The organism is uncultured Phycicoccus sp., assembly GCF_947495705.1.
Classification (GTDB): domain Bacteria; phylum Actinomycetota; class Actinomycetes; order Actinomycetales; family Dermatophilaceae; genus Phycicoccus.
In genome coordinates this window covers 201,035-217,713 of record NZ_CANLZR010000001.1, presented here as the reverse complement: position 1 = coordinate 217,713, position 16,679 = coordinate 201,035, and the positions used below count along the sequence as shown (strand labels likewise).

At 73.8% G+C, this 16,679-nt stretch carries 15 protein-coding genes and 1 tRNA gene; 3 read left to right on the top strand and 13 right to left on the bottom strand.

Annotated elements, in window-relative coordinates; translation table 11 throughout:
• Positions 1-122: 122 nt before the first annotated feature.
• From prmC to Q0963_RS01065, 4 genes are all read right to left on the bottom strand, one after another.
• Complete coding sequence (gene prmC / locus Q0963_RS01080) at positions 123-1,007, bottom strand: peptide chain release factor N(5)-glutamine methyltransferase (RefSeq protein ID WP_299441203.1); 885 nt, start codon at positions 1,005-1,007, stop codon at positions 123-125.
• A complete protein-coding gene (gene prfA / locus Q0963_RS01075) occupies positions 1,004-2,080 on the bottom strand; it encodes a peptide chain release factor 1 (RefSeq protein ID WP_299441200.1) in 1,077 nt (358 codons plus the stop codon). The genes prmC and prfA overlap by 4 nt, the downstream gene beginning before the upstream one ends.
• 93 nt (positions 2,081-2,173) lie before the next feature.
• Entirely contained in the window at positions 2,174-2,389 is a 216-nt protein-coding gene (rpmE, locus tag Q0963_RS01070) for a 50S ribosomal protein L31 (RefSeq protein ID WP_299441196.1), read from the bottom strand.
• 157 nt (positions 2,390-2,546) lie between these two features.
• The gene (locus Q0963_RS01065; RefSeq protein WP_299441194.1) at positions 2,547-3,020 is read right to left on the bottom strand and encodes a HAMP domain-containing sensor histidine kinase; all 474 of its coding nucleotides are present in this window, start codon (positions 3,018-3,020) and stop codon (positions 2,547-2,549) included.
• A gap of 193 nt (positions 3,021-3,213) precedes the next feature.
• Between Q0963_RS01065 and Q0963_RS01060 the strand changes: the two genes are divergently transcribed.
• Together Q0963_RS01060 and Q0963_RS01055 are read left to right on the top strand one after the other, a co-directional pair.
• Positions 3,214-4,068, top strand: a complete 855-nt coding sequence (locus Q0963_RS01060; RefSeq protein ID WP_299441191.1) for an LLM class flavin-dependent oxidoreductase — start codon at positions 3,214-3,216, stop codon at positions 4,066-4,068.
• Positions 4,065-4,544, top strand: a complete 480-nt coding sequence (locus Q0963_RS01055; RefSeq protein ID WP_299441188.1) for a GNAT family N-acetyltransferase — start codon at positions 4,065-4,067, stop codon at positions 4,542-4,544. The genes Q0963_RS01060 and Q0963_RS01055 overlap by 4 nt, the downstream gene beginning before the upstream one ends.
• Before the next feature lie 81 nt (positions 4,545-4,625).
• On the opposite strand, the gene rho is transcribed toward Q0963_RS01055, so the two are convergent.
• The 7 genes from rho to Q0963_RS01020 all read right to left on the bottom strand — a co-directional run bounded on the left by rho (position 4,626) and on the right by Q0963_RS01020 (position 13,575).
• On the bottom strand, positions 4,626-6,428 hold the full coding sequence (rho, locus tag Q0963_RS01050; protein ID WP_299441185.1) for a transcription termination factor Rho: 1,803 nt from the start codon (positions 6,426-6,428) through the stop codon (positions 4,626-4,628).
• Between the two features lie 223 nt (positions 6,429-6,651).
• Positions 6,652-7,593 (bottom strand): homoserine kinase, encoded by a 942-nt coding sequence (gene thrB, locus Q0963_RS01045; RefSeq protein ID WP_299441182.1) that lies wholly within the window; start codon positions 7,591-7,593, stop codon positions 6,652-6,654.
• Positions 7,590-8,693 (bottom strand): threonine synthase, encoded by a 1,104-nt coding sequence (gene thrC, locus Q0963_RS01040; protein WP_299441179.1) that lies wholly within the window; start codon positions 8,691-8,693, stop codon positions 7,590-7,592. The genes thrB and thrC overlap by 4 nt, the downstream gene beginning before the upstream one ends.
• Positions 8,694-8,695: 2 nt before the next feature.
• Complete coding sequence (locus tag Q0963_RS01035; RefSeq protein ID WP_299442416.1) at positions 8,696-10,009, bottom strand: homoserine dehydrogenase; 1,314 nt, start codon at positions 10,007-10,009, stop codon at positions 8,696-8,698.
• Positions 10,010-10,038: 29 nt separating this feature from the next.
• Positions 10,039-11,478, bottom strand: a complete 1,440-nt coding sequence (gene lysA / locus Q0963_RS01030) for a diaminopimelate decarboxylase (protein WP_299441176.1) — start codon at positions 11,476-11,478, stop codon at positions 10,039-10,041.
• Between the two features lie 11 nt (positions 11,479-11,489).
• Entirely contained in the window at positions 11,490-13,136 is a 1,647-nt protein-coding gene (gene argS, locus Q0963_RS01025; protein WP_299441173.1) for an arginine--tRNA ligase, read from the bottom strand.
• A gap of 10 nt (positions 13,137-13,146) precedes the next feature.
• The gene (locus Q0963_RS01020; RefSeq protein ID WP_299441170.1) at positions 13,147-13,575 is read right to left on the bottom strand and encodes a response regulator; all 429 of its coding nucleotides are present in this window, start codon (positions 13,573-13,575) and stop codon (positions 13,147-13,149) included.
• A gap of 63 nt (positions 13,576-13,638) precedes the next feature.
• On the opposite strand from Q0963_RS01020, the gene Q0963_RS01015 reads away from it, so the two are divergent.
• Positions 13,639-13,713, top strand: a tRNA-Arg gene (locus tag Q0963_RS01015).
• Between the two features lie 56 nt (positions 13,714-13,769).
• Here Q0963_RS01015 and Q0963_RS01010 read toward each other — a convergent pair.
• Together Q0963_RS01010 and Q0963_RS01005 are read right to left on the bottom strand one after the other, a co-directional pair.
• Positions 13,770-15,173 carry an NADH-quinone oxidoreductase subunit N gene (locus Q0963_RS01010; protein WP_299441167.1) on the bottom strand — a complete coding sequence of 468 codons (1,404 nt, stop codon included), beginning with the start codon at positions 15,171-15,173 and terminating at the stop codon, positions 13,770-13,772.
• Positions 15,174-15,190: 17 nt separating this feature from the next.
• Positions 15,191-16,678, bottom strand: coding sequence for a NuoM family protein (locus Q0963_RS01005; protein ID WP_299441164.1), 1,488 nt, complete (start codon positions 16,676-16,678; stop codon positions 15,191-15,193).
• Position 16,679 lies beyond the last annotated feature (1 nt).

The following is a 16,679-nucleotide window of genomic DNA, read 5'->3' as shown; positions in this document are numbered from 1 at the left end:
GATCTGGACGATCGTCGGAGTGCTGCTCATCATCGCGCTGCTGATCTTCATCCTCGGCCGCGCCTGACGGGTCCGCCCGACGGGTCCGGTCGAGAAGTGGCCGGCCTCGTTGCGGCACCGCATCAGTCCGTGCGCGTGGTCCGGACCGCCGTCGTGGCACGCGGCCGGCCCGCGAGGTCCTCGTGGTCGCGCACGTCCGTCCACCCCCCGGCCGCCTCGAGCGCGGCCGGGAGAGTGCTCCCCTGGGTGTCGGCGTGCTCCATGACGAGCACTCCGCCCGGCCGCAGGAGCACCGCGGCACGCGCCGCCACCGCGAGGGGCACGGCCAGCCCGTCGGCCGAGCGGCCGTAGAGCGCCACCTCCGGGTCGTGGTCGCGCACCTCGGGGTCCACCGGCACCGCCCCGTCCGGGATGTACGGCGGGTTGCTCACGACGACGTCGACCTCGCCCGCGAGGTCCGCGAAGGCGGTCCGCGCGTCACCGAGCCGGATCTCGACGTCGAGCCCGAGCCGGTCCCGGTTCGCCACGGCCCAGCCGTGCGCGAGGTCCGACAGCTCCACCGCGTGGACGCGGGCGGCCGGGACCTCGTCCTTGACGGCGAGCGCGATCGCCCCCGACCCGGTGCACAGGTCGACGACGAGCGGGGCCTCCCCCGCCGCCACGGCCGCCTCGACGGCCAGCCCGGCGGCCACCTCGGTCTCCGGGCGCGGCACGAAGACCCCCGGCCCCACCGCGAGGGTGAGCCGGCGGAAGAACGCACGGCCGGTGAGGTGCTGCAGCGGAACGCGGGCGAGCCGCTCCCCGACGAGGGCGTCGTAGGTGTCGAGGAAGCGCGGGTCCACCGGGTCGCGCAGCACCATCCGGCGGCGCACGTCCGCCGCGTCCGACCCGAGCGCGAAGGCGGCGAGCTCCACGGCGTCGGCCTCGGGCGAGGCGATGCCCTCGTCCACGAACGCCGCACGCGCGTGCGTCACCGCCGCGTGGAGCGTCGCCCGCGGGCTGGTCATCGGTCCGCGATGGCCGCGAGCCGGGCCGCCTCGTCGGCGTCGACGGCCGACCGGATCACCGGGTCGAGGTCGCCGTCGAGGACCGCGTCGAGGTTGTGCGACTTGTAGCCGGTGCGGTGGTCGCTGATCCGGTTCTCGGGGAAGTTGTAGGTCCGGATCCGCTCGGAGCGGTCCACGGTGCGCACCTGCACGGCGCGGGCGTCGGCGTCGGCGGCGTGCCGCTCGTCCATCGCGATCTGGTGGAGCCGAGCCCGCAGCACCCGCAGCGCCGCCTCGCGGTTCTGCAGCTGGCTCTTCTCGTTCTGGCAGGAGACGACGAGGCCGCTCGGCAGGTGCGTGATCCGGACGGCCGAGTCGGTCGTGTTGACGCTCTGCCCGCCCGGCCCGCTGGACCGGAACACGTCGATCCGCAGGTCGTTGGGGTCGATGGTGACCTCGACCTCCTCGGCCTCGGGCATGACCCAGACCCCGGCGGCGGAGGTGTGGATGCGGCCCTGGCTCTCGGTGACGGGCACCCGCTGCACCCGGTGGACCCCGCCCTCGTACTTGAGCAGCGCCCAGGGCGCCTCGCCGGGCTGCGGGGTGCCGCGCGACTTCACCGCGACCTTGACGTCCTTGTAGCCCCCGAGGTCGGACTCGGTGGCGTCGAGCACCTCGGTGCGCCAGCCGCGACGCTCGGCGAAGCGCAGGTACATCCGCAGCAGGTCCCCGGCGAACAGGGCCGACTCCTCGCCGCCCTCCCCCGCCTTGACCTCGACGATGACGTCCCGGTCGTCGTCGGGGTCGCGGGGCACGAGCAGCCGCCGGAGCCGGGCCTCGGCGTCGGCCAGGGCGGCCTCGAGCGCGGGGACCTCGGCGGCGAAGCCCTCGTCCTCGCGCGCCAGCTCGCGGGCGGCCTGGAGGTCGTCCCGGGCCGCGACGTAGGCGTGGTGGGCGGCGACGGTGGGGCCGAGCGCCGCGTACCGCTGGTTGAGCCGGCGGAGCAGCCCGGGGTCGGTCGCGACGGCCGGGTCGCCCATCTCGCGCTCGAGCGCGGCGTGCTCGGCGACAAGAGCCTCGGCGGACTCGAGCATCACGACCTCCTCACCCTTCTCGACATGTCGGGGTCACCCGTAGACACGAGTGCGCCGGCCCGTCCCGAAGGACGGACCGGCGCATCGGTGAAGCTACTTGCCGGCCTTCTTGCCGTAGCGCGCCTCGAACCGGGCCACGCGGCCACCGGTGTCGAGGATCTTCTGCTTGCCCGTGTAGAACGGGTGGCAGTTGCTGCAGACATCGGCGTGGATGACGCCGTCGGCCGCGGTGCTGCGCGTGGTGAACGTGTTCCCGCAGGTGCAGGAGACGGTGGTCTCCACGTAGTTCGGGTGAATGTCCTTCTTCACGATTTCTCCTAGGAGGTCTCCGGGTCGGCAGGCCCAGCACTCTGCTGCAAGCCCGTGGCGCCCCGCCTGCGACCCTCGTGGGGAGGTCGCTCAGGAAACGCGTCTGTGCCGTGAACCGGTCCAGCGGTCAAGTGTGCCAGAGCAGGCACACGGTGACCTAAACGACGGCGAGGAGGCCGGCATTCCGCGGCGCGTCGTCCGCGGCGGGCTCGTGCTGCGGCGTGGGCCACCACAGTTGCACCGAGGTCCCGACGCCGTCGACGCGGGCGACGGTCAGGCGGCCGCCGCAGGACTCGAGCAGGTCTCGCGCGACGAGGGGGTCGACCGACGCACCGGCCCCCGGGCCGGTGTCGGTGACGTCGACCGCGACGCCGTCCGCCTCACGGTGGACGTCGACGGCGACGATGGCGCCCGCCTGGCACGTCGACACCGCCTGCCCGATGACGTCGAGCAGTGCGTCGTCCACGTCGTGCCAGCCGCCGGGGACCACGAGGGGCCCGGACTCCACGTCGACCGACAGCAGGACCCGGCGGGTGCGGGCGACGGCCTGGGCGGAGGCGGCGACCCGGAGCAGGACCGGGGCGAGGTCGACCGCGGTCAGGGAGGCGGTCGGAACGGCGTGGACGGACATGGCTGGTCCTCTCGGGGCTGATGCGGGTGCATCGGGTTCGGGCCCAACCTAGGGACGTGGCCGACCCTGCCGGACCGGGATCGACTCGCGGTGTGGCCGAACAGCCGAGCGGCGCATCACCCGGTTTCCGGGTGGCATCGGCCGTCGGGCGAGGGCGCACCTCGGGCGGGTCCGCGTCTGTAGCGTGCTGGGGATGAGGTACGGAGCCGTCATCCCGTTCGCGTCCGAGCCCGAGTTCGTCGAGCTGGCGCGCGTCGCCGAGCAGGCCGGCTGGGACATGGTCTTCACCTGGGAGGCCGTCTGGGGGAAGGACGCCTGGGCCACGCTGGCCGCGGCGGCGGTCGCCACCGAGCGCATCCGGCTCGGCACGCTGATCACCCCCGCGTCCCGGTACCGGCCCTGGGACCTCGCGTCGCGGGTCGGTTCGGTCGACCGGCTCTCCGGGGGGCGGGTGACGCTCGGGGTGGGGCTCGGGGCGCTGCACGACAACTGGCTCGCGTTCGAGCCCGACGAGAGCCGGGCGGTGCGGGCGGCCAAGCTCGACGAGGGGCTGGCGGTCTACGCCGGCCTCCTCGGTGACCAGCCGTTCGAGTTCCGCGGCGAGCACTGGGCGGCGCGGCCCGTCGAGATGCTGGTGCCGCCTCCTCCGGTGCAGCGTCCGCACCCGCCCGTCTGGTGCGTGGGCGCCCTCGTGCCGGGGCGCGAGCGGCAGCGCTCGCTCGAGCGGGCGGCCCGCTGGCAGGGAGTCCTCCCCACCGTCACCGGCTCCACCCTGGACGACCCAGGGGCTCGGCTCGACCCGCGGAGCCTGCGCGAGATCGTCGACCGCATCCGCACCCTGCGGGACGGGGCGGGGCTGACGATGGACGGCTACGACGTCGTCGTCGAGGGCGACAGCCACGGGAACTTCGGCCACATCCGGCCGCCCGTCGAGCCCTGGCGGGAGGCCGGTGCCACGTGGTGGGTCGAGTCGTGGTGGGACCTCCCCGACTCCGCGCAGGGCGCGGCCGAGACGCGCCGCCGCCTCGAGCTGGGGCCCCCGCGATGACGGGGGCACGGATCCGGCGCGCCACCCGCGCGGACGCCGACGCGCTCGTCGCCCTGCGGGCGCTGATGTTCGAGGCGATGGGGACCGACGCCGCCGCGCTCGCGGCGCCGACGTGGCGGCTCGCCGCCCGCGACTGGTTCTTGGACGCCGTCGACGTGGCGGCGGTGTGGGTCGTCGTCGCCGAGGTCGACGGCGAGGTCGTCGCCGCGGCGGTCGGGGAGGTCACGGCCCTCATCCCCGGGCCCGGCTGCCCCAACGGCTCGGTGGGGCTCATCTCCAACGTCGCGACCCTGCCCGAGCACCGGGGCCGGGGGTTCGCGGCCGCCTGCACCGACGAGCTGCTCGCGTGGTTCCGGGAGCGCACCGACGTCACCCGCGTCGACCTGTTCGCCACCCCGGCGGGGGCGCGCATCTACGGCCCGCGCGGGTTCGTGGCCAACGGCTTCCCGGCGATGCGCTGGAGCCTCCCCCGCTGAGGCACGGGTCGACCGACGAGAACATGCCGTGCCCCCGGGAGGGAGCACGGCATGTTCTCGTCGGTCGACAGGCGGGTGACGTCAGACGTCGTCGTCGTCGAGCTTGATCGAGCTCGTCTGCTGGATCTGGGTGAGGAACTCGAAGTTGTTCTTCGTCTTCTTGATCCGGTCCAGGAGCAGCTCGATGCCCTGCTGGGAGTCGAGCGCGGCCAGGACGCGGCGCAGCTTCCACATGATCTTCAGCTCGTCGGGCGCGAGGAGGATCTCCTCGCGACGCGTGCCCGAGTTGTTGACGTCGACCGCGGGGAAGATGCGGCGGTTGGCGAGCTGCCGGTCGAGCTTGAGCTCCATGTTGCCGGTGCCCTTGAACTCCTCGAAGATCACCTCGTCCATCCGCGAGCCGGTCTCGACCAGAGCCGTCGCGAGGATGGTCAGCGACCCGCCGTTCTCGATGTTGCGCGCAGCACCGAAGAACTTCTTCGGCGGGTAGAGCGCGGCCGAGTCGACACCACCGGAGAGGATGCGCCCGCTCGCCGGTGCGGCGAGGTTGTAGGCGCGCCCCAGCTTGGTGATCGAGTCGAGGAGCACGACGACGTCGTGGCCCATCTCGACGAGGCGCTTGGCGCGCTCGATCGCGAGCTCGGCGACCGTCGTGTGGTCGTCGGCCGGGCGGTCGAAGGTCGAGGAGATGACCTCGCCCTTGACGGCCCGCTGCATGTCGGTGACCTCCTCGGGACGCTCGTCGACGAGGACGACCATGAGGTGGCACTCGGGGTTGTTCGTCGTGATGGCGTTCGCGAGGGCCTGCATGACCATCGTCTTGCCGGCCTTGGCCGGGGCGACGATGAGCCCGCGCTGGCCCTTGCCGATGGGCGCGACGAGGTCGATGATCCGGGTCGTCACGATGCTCTGCTCGGTCTCGAGCCGCAGCCGGTCCTGCGGGTAGAGCGGGGTGAGCTTGCCGAACTCGGGACGCCGGCGGGCGTCGTCGGGCGTCATCGCGTTGACGGTGTCGAGCCGCGCCAGCGGGGTGTACTTCTGCCGGTTGTTGCGCGAGCCGACGGTCTGCTGCTGCGGCTCCTCGCCCTCCCGGGTGGCCTTGATGGCTCCGGTGACGGCGTCGCCCTTGCGCAGGCCGTACCGCTTGACCATCTGCATCGGGACGTAGATGTCGCTGCTGCCCGGCAGGTAGCCCGTCGTCCGGACGAAGGCGTAGCTGTCGAGGATGTCGAGGATGCCGGCCACCGGGACGAGCACGTCGTCCTCGGCGATCTGCAGCTCGCCGTCGGCCTGCTGGCCGCCGCCGCCCGGCTGGTCCTGACCGCGGCGCTTGTCGCGGTTGCGGCCCCGGTTGCGCCGGCGCCGACCCCGGCCGCTGCCGTCGTCGTCGTCGAACGAGCGGTTCTGGTTCCCCTGGTTCTGGTTCCCCTGGTTCTGGCCCCCGCTCTGCTGGTCGCCGCGCTCGCGACGGTCGCGGTTCTGCTGACCGTCCCGGTTCTGCTGGTCGCGGTTCTGCTGACCGTCACGGTTCTGCTGGTCGCGGCCCTGCTGGCCGTCCCGGTCCTGCTGGCCGTCGCGAGCGCGCTCGCCCCGGTCCTGCCGGTCGCGCTCGGCGCGCGGAGCCTCGGCCGGCGGGGCGTCGGCGGTGCGGCGCTCCTCGCGGGCCTCCTGCTCGCGAGCCGGTCGGGCCTGCGACGCGGGGCCGCTCTCGCCGTTCTGGCGGGCCCGGATGGCGGCGACGAGGTCGCCCTTGCGCATCTTGGCGGTGCCGCCGATGCCCATGCTCGAGGCCAGGCCCTGCAGCTCGGCCAGTCGCATCGCGGAGAGTGCTCCGGAGCGGCGCTGCCCGGCAGGTGCCGAGGCCTCGACGGTGGTGTCTGTCACGAAGGATCCTTCCCCTCGCTCGTGGACCGGCTCGATACGCCGGTCTGGTGGAAGAGTTCACGTCGGGCGCGCAGCCGCTACGGCCGCATGTCTCTGCCCATCAGGACGTGGTGAGCGTTCCGCGGCATGGAGCGGGTCGTGGTGACCCGGCATCGGCTGCGGACGCATCTCCACAGTACCACCGCATCGTCGCCGGACCCGCGTGGTCCGCCGAACAGCCCCGTCAGCGCGTCGCGAGGACGGTGACGCAGGCCCCGGTGTCGGGGATCCCCGGCGTGTGCACGCGCCACCCGGCGGGGGCGTGCCCCAGGACCTCCGGCACCCGGTCGCGGAGCGCGAGGACGAGCACGGACGGCCCGGCCCCGGAGATGGCCGCGGCGTGGCCGTCGGCCCGCAGGGCGTCGACGAGGGCCATCGACTCGGGGTAGGAGGGGCGGCGAGCCTCTTGGTGCAGCCAGTCGCGGGTCGCCTCGACGAGGTGCTCCGGCGCCGAGCCGACGGCATGCGCGAGCAGGGCCGCGCGCGCCGAGTTGGCGGCGGCGTCGGCGAGCCGCACCTGCTGCGGCAGCACCGACCGGGCCCGGGCCGTGGACAGCTGGGCCTCGGGGGCGAAGACGACCGGCTCGACCTGCGGGTGCACCGGCAGGCGCACCGTGGTCGTCGCGTCGTCCGGCGAGGTCCACGACAGGGTGACCCCGCCGTAGATGCTCGCCGACGCGTTGTCGGGGTGCCCCTCGAGCCGCGCCGCCAGGGAGTTGGCGGCGTCGAGGTCGACGACGCCGTCGGCCTCGCCCGCGGAGGCCCGCACGAGCGCCAGCGCGGCGACGATGCCGGTGACGATGGCCGTCGCGGACGACCCCATGCCCCGCCCGTGCGGCACGGCGTTGCGGCACCGCAGGCTCAGGCCCGGCGCGGGCTCCACCCCGGCCTCGGCCCAGGCGGTGCGCATCGCACGGTGGACGAGGTGGGACTCGTCGAGCGGGACCGCCCCGGCCCCTTCGCCCTCGACCTCGATGACGAGCCCGGGCCCGGCGGTGACCGTCGCGGTGCACTCGTCCCACACCCCGAGGGCGCAGCCCACGGAGTCGAAGCCCGGCCCGAGGTTGGCGCTGCTCGCCGGCACCCGCACCCGCACCGACGCCCCCGGGCGGAGCACCTCGCTCACCCGTCGAGCCCCAGGGCGGCCGCGACCGAGTACGCGTCGACCGGGACCCGCACCGGCTCGACGTCGGAGCCGTCGGCGGTGCGCAGCGCCCACTGGGGGTCCTTGAGCCCGTGCCCGGTGACGGTGCACACGATCGTCACGCCCTCGGGGACCCGGCCGGCGCGGTGCATCTTCAGCAGGCCGGCGATGCTCGCTGCCGAGCCGGGCTCGACGAACACGCCCTCGGTGGAGGACAGCAGCCGGTGCGCGGCGAGGATCTCGTCGTCGCTCACCATGTCGATGAGGCCGCCGGACTCGTCGCGCGCGGCCTCGGCCTGGCGCCACGACGCGGGGTTGCCGATCCGGATCGCGGTCGCGACGGTCTCGGGCTCGTCCACCGGGTGACCGAGGACGATCGGTGCCGCGCCCGCGGCCTGGAAGCCCCACATCTGCGGCCGGTGGTTGGCGACCGGCTCGAGGAGCTCGCCGCTCAGACCCGGTGTGGGAGAGGCGTACTCGGAGTACCCACGCCAGTAGGCGGTGATGTTGCCGGCGTTGCCGACGGGCAGGACGTGGATGTCGGGGGCGTCGCCGAGCGCGTCGACGACCTCGAACGCGGCCGTCTTCTGACCCTCGATGCGCGCCGGGTTGACGGAGTTGACGAGCTCGACCGGGTAGGACTCGGCGAGCTTGCGGGCCACGGTGAGGCAGTCGTCGAAGTTGCCCTCGACCTGGATGAGGGTGGCGCCGTGGGCGATTGCCTGGCTCAGCTTGCCCATCGCGATCTTGCCGTCGGGGACGAGCACGGCGCAGGTCATCCCGGCCTTGACGGCGTACGCCGCCGCGCTCGCGGAGGTGTTGCCCGTGCTGGCGCAGATGACGGCCTTGGCGCCGGAGAGCTTGGCCGCCGAGATGGCCGCGGTCATCCCGCGGTCCTTGAAGGAGGCCGTCGGGTTCAGACCCTCGTACTTGACGTAGACGTTGGCCCCGGTGAGCTCGGAGAGCCCCTCGCACGGGATGAGCGGCGTCCCGCCCTCCAGGAGGGTCACCACGGGCGCGCCGGCGAGGCTGGGCAGCCGCTCGGCGTACTCGCGCAGGACCCCGCGCCACTGGTGGGCCATCGTCAGGCTCCTTCCACGCGCATGACGGAGGCGACGTCGTCGACGGCGTCGAGCGCCGCGAGCGCGTCGACGGTCGCCGCCAGGGATGCGTCGCTGGCCCGGTGCGTGACGATGATGAGCTTCGCCCGGCCCTGCTCGCCGGGGGCCGCCTGCTGGCGGACGGTCTCGATGGACACGCCGTGCTCCGCGAAGGCCGCGGCGACCTGCGCGAGCACTCCAGGGCGGTCGGCCACGTCGAGGCTGATGTGGTACCTCGTGACCGCCCGGCCCATGTCGACGACGGGCAGGTCGGCGTAGGCGGACTCCCCCGGCCCGCGGCCGCCGGCCACCCGGTGGCGGGCGACGGCGACGACGTCGCCGAGGACGGCGGAGGCGGTGGGGTCGCCACCGGCGCCGCGGCCGTAGAACATCAGCTCGCCCGCGGCCTCGGCCTCGACGAAGACGGCGTTGAACGCCTCGCGGACGCTGGCGAGGGGGTGCGAGCGCGGGACCATCGCCGGGTGCACGCGCACGCTGACGGCGTCGGCGCCGTCGGCGGTGACCCGCTCGCAGATGGCGAGCAGCTTGACGACGCAGTCGTTCTCGCGGGCGGCGCGGATGTCGGCCGCCGTCACCTCGGTGATGCCCTCGCGGTGCACGTCCGCGGCCGAGACCCGGGTGTGGAAGGCCATGCTCGCGAGGATGGCGGCCTTCGCGGCGGCGTCGAACCCCTCGACGTCGGCGGTGGGGTCGGCCTCGGCGTACCCGAGCGCCTGGGCCTCCTCGACGGTCTCGGCGAACCCGGCGCCGGACACGTCCATCTTGTCGAGGACGAAGTTCGTCGTGCCGTTGACGATGCCCATGATCTTGCGGACGTGGTCGCCGGCGAGCGACTCCTGGACCGGGCGCAGGATGGGGATGGCGCCGGCGACGGCGGCCTCGTAGTAGACGTCGACACCGTACCGTGCGGCGGCCTCGAAGAGCGTCGGGCCGTCCTCGGCGAACAGGGCCTTGTTCGCCGAGACCACCGAGGCGCCGTGCTCCATGGCCCGCAGGATCAGCCCGCGGGCGGGGTCGATGCCGCCGATGACCTCGATGACGACGTCGGCCCGGGCCACGAGGTCCTCGGCGTCGGCGGTGAAGAGCGCGGGGTCCACGGGGACGTCCGGGTGGGGCCGCTGCGGGCGCCGGACCGCGATGCCGACGAGCTCGAGGGGGGCCCCGCACCGGGCCGCGAGGTCGTCCGCCTGCTCGGTGAGCATCCGGGCGACCGAGGACCCGACGACGCCGCAGCCGAGCAGGGCGACGCGCAGGGGGGCACCGGGTTCGTGCGCCATGGTGGGTGGGGTCTCCTCGGTCTCGGGGCTCACGCGTCCGCCACGTCGAGGGCGAGCAGGTCCTCGATCGTCTCACGGCGGACGACGACCCGGCTGCGGCCGCCACGCACCGCGACGACGGGCGGGCGGGGGGTGTGGTTGTACTGGCTCGACAGGCTGCGGCAGTAGGCGCCGGTGCCGGGGACGGCGATGAGGTCACCGGGGCCGACGTCGGCCGGCAGGTACTCGTCGAGGACGACGATGTCGCCGCTCTCGCAGTGCCGGCCGACGACCCGGGCCAGCACCGGGGGCGCCTCGGACCTGCGGTTGGCCAGCGTGCACGAGTAGTCGGCCTCGTAGAGCGCCGGGCGCGCGTTGTCGCTCATCCCGCCGTCGACGGCGACGTAGGTGCGGGCGTGGCCGCCGCCGAGCTCGACCCGCTTGACGGTGCCCACCTCGTAGAGGGTGAAGGTGCTCGGGCCGACGATGGCGCGCCCCGGCTCGACCGAGACGCGCGGCACCCGGGTGTTGTCGCCGTCGCCGAGGGCCTTGAACTCGCGCTCGACGATGCCGGCCAGCTCGGCCGCGAGCACGTCGGGCGGCAGGGGCGTGTGCTGCGAGGTGTACGCGACGCCGTAGCCGCCGCCGAGGTCGATCTCGGGCATCGCGACCCCGTGCTCGGCCTCGACCGCCGCGTGCAGCCCGACGAGCCGGTGCGCGGCCGCCTCGAAGCCGCTGGTGTCGAAGATCTGGCTGCCGATGTGGCTGTGCAGCCCGCACACCTCGACCGCGTCGGGGTGCTCGAGCAGGCGGGTGACGGCCGCCATCGCCTCGCCGCCCGCGAGGCTGAACCCGAACTTCTGGTCCTCGTGCCCGGTGGCGATGAACTCGTGGGTGTGCGCCTCGACCCCGACCGTGACCCGGACCATGACGCGCGCGCGCACCCCGAGCTCGCGGGACAGCGTGACGACCCGCTCGATCTCGTGGAAGGAGTCGACGACGATCCGCCCGACGCCGTACTCGAGGGCGTCGCGCAGCTCGGCGACGCTCTTGTTGTTGCCGTGGAAGGCGATCCGCTCGGGCGGGAACGCCACGCGGGTGGCCACCGCCAGCTCGCCCCCGGTGCACACGTCGAGGTGCAGCCCTTCGTCGCGGACCCACTGGGCGACGGCGGTGCACAGGAAGGCCTTGCCGGCGTAGTAGACGTCGGCGCCGCCGAAGCGCTCGAACGCTGCGGCGAAGCCGTCGCGGAAGGCCCGTGCCCGGATGCGGAAGTCGTCCTCGTCCATGACGTAGGCCGCGGTGCCGTGCCGCTCGGCGAGGGTGACGACGTCGACGCCGGCGACGGTCAGCCGCCCCTCGGCGTCCCGGGCCACCGACGAGGCCCACAGCTGCGGCAGCAGCTCCATGACGTCGCCGGGGTACGGGAGGTACAGCGGGGGGCCGCCGTAGCCCTCCGCGTGCAGGGCACCGGCCTCGTGCGCGCGCATCGGTCAGCCCCTCACATCCGGTCGGGGGCGCTGACGCCGAGGAGGTCGAGGCCGTTGGCGAGGACCCGGCCCGTCGCGTCGTTGAGCCACAGCCGGGTCCGGTGCAGGTCGGTGATCTCCTCGTCGGCGTTCTGCGGCCGGACGCGGCACGTGTCGTACCACTTGTGGAAGCGCGCGGCGAGCTCCTCGAGGTACCGGGCGACGCGGTGCGGCTCGCGCAGGTGCGCCGCCTGGGCCACGACCCGGGGGAAGTCGCCGAGCGCGGCGAGCAGGGTCGCCTCGGTGGGGTCGGTGAGCAAGGCGGCGTCGAAGCCGTCGGCGCGGTGCACGCCGTCGTCGGCGGCGAGCCGAGACACGTTGGCCGTCCGGGCGTGGGCGTACTGGACGTAGAAGACCGGGTTGTCGTTGGTCTGCTTGCGCAGCTCCTCGCCGTCGAGCGAGAGCGGGCTGTCGGCGGGGTACCGGGCGAGCGAGTAGCGGATGGCGTCGGTGCCGATCCAGCCGATGAGGTCGCGCAGCTCGATGATGTTGCCGGCCCGCTTCGACAGCTTCGCGCCGCCGAGGTTGACGAGCTGGCCGATGCGGACCTCGATGTTGTGCTCGGGGTCGTCGCCCGCGCAGGCGACGATGGCCTTGAGCCGGTTGATGTACCCGTGGTGGTCCGCCCCGAGCAGGTAGACCTTCTCGTCGAAGCCGCGGTCCTTCTTGCTGAGGTAGTACGCGGCGTCGGCGGCGAAGTACGTGGGCTCGCCGTCGGCGCGGATGAGCACCCGGTCCTTGTCGTCGCCGAAGTCGCTGGTGCGCAACCACACCGCGCCACCGTCGTCGTACACGTGGCCCTGCTCGCGGAGCCGCGCGACGGCCTGCTCCACGGCTCCCCCGTCGTGCAGCGCCTTCTCGGAGAACCAGACGTCGAAGTGGACCCCGAAGTCGGCGAGGGTGTCCTTGATGTCCTGGAGCTGGGCGGCGTAGCCGAGGTCGCGGGCGTGCGCGAGGGCCTCGGCGGGTGGGAGTGCGCACAGGTCCGGACGGGCCGCGAGGGCGGTGCGCGCGAGCTCCTCGACGTACTCCCCCGGGTACCCGCCCTCGGGGGTCGGCTCCCCCACGGCGGCCGCGAGGACCGACGCGGCGAACTTGTCCATCTGGGCGCCGGCGTCGTTGATGTAGTACTCGGTCGCGACCGTCGCTCCCGAGGCCTTGAGCAGCCGGGCCATCGCGTCACCGAGTGCCGCCCACCGGGTGTGCCCGAGGTGCAGCGGACCTGTGGGGTTGGCCGAGATGAACTCGACGTTGATGACGTGGCCCGCCTCGGAGTCGTTGCGGCCGTAGGCCTCTCCCGCCTCGACGATGCTGCGGGCGAGCTCGCCGGCGGAGGCGGCGTCGAGGGTGATGTTGAGGAAGCCCGGCCCGGCGACGTCGACGGCCTTGACCCCCTCGAGGGCCGCGACCCGGGCGGCGAGCACCTGGGCGAGCTCGCGGGGCGGCACGCCGGCGCCCTTGGCGAGCTGGAGGGCGATGTTCGTGGACCAGTCCCCGTGGTCGCGGTTCCGCGGACGCTCCACCCGCACCTCGTCGGGCACCGGGACGGCGAGGTCCCCGGAGTCGACGGCGGACTGGAGGGCACCGCGGATGGCGGCTGCGAGCTGTTCGGGGGTCACCCGCCCGAGTTTATCGGCGGCGCCGGTGGGGCCGACCGCCCGCCACCAGCCGTGAGACGGTCTCGATGACCTCGTCCGGGTCGAACGGCTTGGAGAGGAAGGCGTCGAACCCGGCGCCGGCGACCTCGGGCAGCTCGGTCTCTGAGGTCGCGGCGGTGAGGAGGACGACCGGGACGTCGTCGAGCCGCGGGTGGGACCGGATGGCGGCGATGGCCCACCAGCCGTCGTGCGGCGACATCTGCTGGTCGAGCAGGATCAGGGCGGGGATGGGGTTGACGGGGTCGATGAGGCGCGCCATCGCCTCGCGGCCGTCGGTCGCCTCCTCGACGGCGAAGCCGGCGAGCTCGAGGTTGATCCGCAGGAGTCGACGGATCGCCTCGGTGTCGTCGCAGACGAGGACCAGCGGCGCCGCTCCGGGGTCCTCCTGCCCGGATTGCATGAACCCCAGCCTAGGCTGCTAACCTCGCCGAGCGCCGAGAGTTCGCTGGAGGCGCTTTTGCCCGCCCCCGTAGCTCAGGGGATAGAGCACCGCCCTCCGGAGGCGGGAGCGCAGGTTCGAATCCTGCCGGGGGCACCAAGCCGCAGGTCTCTGACCTGCGGCTTTGCCTTTTCCCGTGCCGGCGCCCCGCCCCCTCAGGGCGAGAGCGGCCCGCCCAGCCCGGCCCACACGAGCCCCGCCAGCAGGCCCAGGACGACCGACGCCGCCGACGCGGACGCGGCCACCCCTGCCGACCAGCGTCGCGGGGCCGCGAGGTCGTCGTCCGGGTCGTCACGGCGCAAGGCCGGTGCCACCCATCGGAGGTAGTAGAAGAGCGACGCGAGGCTGTTGACGAGGACCGCGACCGTCAGCCACGGCATCCCCCCGTCCCAGGCCGCGGTCGCCGTCGTGAGCTTGCCGACGAACACCGCGGTCGGCGGGGTCCCCACCAGGCCGAGCAGCACGGCGACGAGGCCGACGGCCAGCCCGGGCCGCGCGCGCACGAGCCCGGCGTACCCGCCGAGGTCGCGGACCGACGGGAACGCCGTCGTCACCGCGAAGGCCGCGATGTTCGTCACCGCGTACGCCCCGAGGTAGAGCAGCATCGACGGCAGGGCGAGATCGCTGCGTCCGGCCACGGCGACGGGCACGAGCAGGTAGCCGACCTGGCTCACGGTGGACCAGCCGAGCAGCCGCCGCGGGTCGTCCTGCCCGTAGGCGGCCAGGTTGCCCAGCGTCATGCTCGCCACCGCGAGCACCCCGACGAGCAGCCCCCAGTCGAGGGGCCCGGGGAGCGCGACGACGAGCCGGTACAGCGCGACGACCGCCCCGACCTTCGGCACGGTCGTCACGAAGGCGGCGGTCAGCCCGGTCGACCCCTGCGCGGCGTCCGGGACCCAGAAGTGCGCCGGAACGCTGCCCGCCTTGAACGCGAGCCCGGCGAGCACGCCGACGAACCCCGCGCCGACGACCGCCACCGGAGCCTGCGCCAGGGCTCCCGCGAGCTCCGGGTAGGACGTGGTCCCGCCGACCCCGTACAGCAGGGTCACCCCGAGCATCATGAGGATCCCGAAGAGCGCGCCGACGAGGTAGGTCTTCAGCGCCGCCTCGGCCGACCGCGCGGTACGGCCCAGCCCGACGAGCGCGTAGAGCGGGATGCTCGCGAGGAAGAAGCCGACGAGGAGCACGAGCAGGTCGCGGGCGCCCGCGAGGACCAGCGCCCCCGTCGTGGCGAACAGGAGGAGGGCGTAGGTCTCGCTCTCGCGGTCATCGCCTGCGACCTCGTCGGCGGCGAGCGCCAGGACGAGGAGCGTGGCCACGGCGCCGACCACCCGCGCCGTCGTCGTCGCGACGTCGACCGCGAACGCCCCCTCGAAGGCCGTGCCCCCCGCGGAGGCCCCGGCGAGCGCCGCCACGACCGCCGCGACGAGCGCGGCCGCAGCGACGACGCGCAGCGTCCACTGCCGGCGCCGGGGGGTGAACGAGCCGCCGAGCAGGCACACGAGCCCGCCGACGAACAGGAGGATCTCCGGCAGCATCGCGAGCGGCCGCATCGCCATCGAGGAGCCCACGGCGGCTACCGGCCGAGGACGGCGACGACGGTGGTGGCCGCGGGCTCGATGACGTCCAGCAGCGGCCGGGGCACGAGCCCGATGGCGAGCGAGAGCGCGAGCAGGGGCGCGACGGCCCACAGCTCGTGCGCCCGCATGTCGGTGAAGCCGCCCGACCGGCCACGCGTCTCGCCGGTGAAGATCCGCTGGAGGGTCCACAACAGCACCCCCGCGATGACGAGGATCCCGAGCAGGGCGAGCGCGCTGGCCGGGACGGCCGCGATGCTGCCCGTGAAGATCTGGAACTCCGCGATGAACCCCGACAGGCCGGGCAGGCCGAGGGAGGCGAAGGCGGCGACGGCGAAGAGCACCGTCGTGCGAGGCGCGCGGGCGGCGAGCCCGCCGAACTCCGCGATCTCGTACGTTCCCGCGCGGTCGAGGAAGAGCCCCGCGAGCAGGAACAGCGCGGCCGTGACGAGGCCGTGGCTCACCATCTGGGTCACGGCTCCGGTGACGGCGACGCCCCGAGCCTGAGCGGTGTCGGCGGCGACCATCCCCGCGGCACCGACGGCGAGGACGACGTACCCCATGTGGTTGACCGAGGTGTAGGCGATCATCCGCTTGAGGTCGCGCTGCGCGAGCGCGACGAGGGCCCCCCAGAGGACCGAGACGATGCCGACGACGAGGACGACCCAGGCCCACGAGCGCCAGGCGTCCGGGAGCAGGGCCATCCCGAGGCGGACGAAGCCGTACGTGCCGAGCTTGAGGAGCACCCCGGCGAGCACGGCGGAGCCGACCGCGGGGGCGTCGGTGTGGGCCGGGGGCAGCCAGGTGTGGAACGGCACCGTGGGGGTCTTGACGGCGAGCCCGAGGAGGATCGCGCCGAGGACGACGACACCGGCCGTGCCCCTGCCCGCGAAGGGGTCCTGCCGGGCGAGCTCGAGCATGTCGAAGGTGTGCGGGTCGGCGGCGAGGTAGAGCCCGATGAACCCGGCGAGGAGCGCCAGCGAGCCGAGGAAGGTGTAGAGGAAGAAGGTCAGCGCCGAGCGGGCCCGGTCGCCGTGGCCCCAGCCCGCGATGATGACGTACATGCCGACGATCGAGAGGTCGAAGAAGACGAAGAACAGGATGAGGTCGGCGGCGGCGAACAGGCCGAGGCAGACCGCTTCGAGCGCGAGGAACAGGGCCGCCTGGGTCCGCGGCCGGTCGTCGTCGCGGAGCGAGTAGACCGCGCAGGCGAGGAAGACGACCGCCGTCATCGCGACGAGCGGCAGCGAGAGCCCGTCGAGCCCCACGTGGTAGCTGCTGTCGACCCCGGGGATCCACGGGACCTGCTCGTCGAAGGCGAGCGACCCCTCTGCGGGCGTCTCGTACACCCACCACAGCCCCGCGACGAGGGCCACCTCGACGGCCGAGGCCACCACCCACCACCAGCGGGCTGCGGTGGGGCCGACCCCCGGGACGAGCAGCAGGAGCCCGGCGGCAAGGGGGAAGAAGATGGTCAGCGAGAGCACG

Bases quoted from the DNA above. Each gene is read 5' to 3' on its own strand.
- prmC (WP_299441203.1), bottom strand. From the start codon at position 1,007: ATGACCAGCCCGCGGGCGACGCTCCACGCGGCGGTGACGCACGCGCGT.
- prfA (WP_299441200.1), bottom strand. From the start codon at position 2,080: ATGCTCGAGTCCGCCGAGGCTCTTGTCGCCGAGCACGCCGCGCTCGAG.
- Q0963_RS01065 (WP_299441194.1), bottom strand. From the start codon at position 3,020: ATGTCCGTCCACGCCGTTCCGACCGCCTCCCTGACCGCGGTCGACCTC.
- Q0963_RS01060 (WP_299441191.1), top strand. From the start codon at position 3,214: ATGAGGTACGGAGCCGTCATCCCGTTCGCGTCCGAGCCCGAGTTCGTC.
- Q0963_RS01055 (WP_299441188.1), top strand. From the start codon at position 4,065: ATGACGGGGGCACGGATCCGGCGCGCCACCCGCGCGGACGCCGACGCG.
- thrC (WP_299441179.1), bottom strand. From the start codon at position 8,693: ATGGCCCACCAGTGGCGCGGGGTCCTGCGCGAGTACGCCGAGCGGCTG.
- Q0963_RS01035 (WP_299442416.1), bottom strand. From the start codon at position 10,009: ATGGCGCACGAACCCGGTGCCCCCCTGCGCGTCGCCCTGCTCGGCTGC.
- lysA (WP_299441176.1), bottom strand. From the start codon at position 11,478: ATGCGCGCGCACGAGGCCGGTGCCCTGCACGCGGAGGGCTACGGCGGC.
- Q0963_RS01020 (WP_299441170.1), bottom strand. From the start codon at position 13,575: ATGCAATCCGGGCAGGAGGACCCCGGAGCGGCGCCGCTGGTCCTCGTC.
- Q0963_RS01010 (WP_299441167.1), bottom strand. From the start codon at position 15,173: ATGGCGATGCGGCCGCTCGCGATGCTGCCGGAGATCCTCCTGTTCGTC.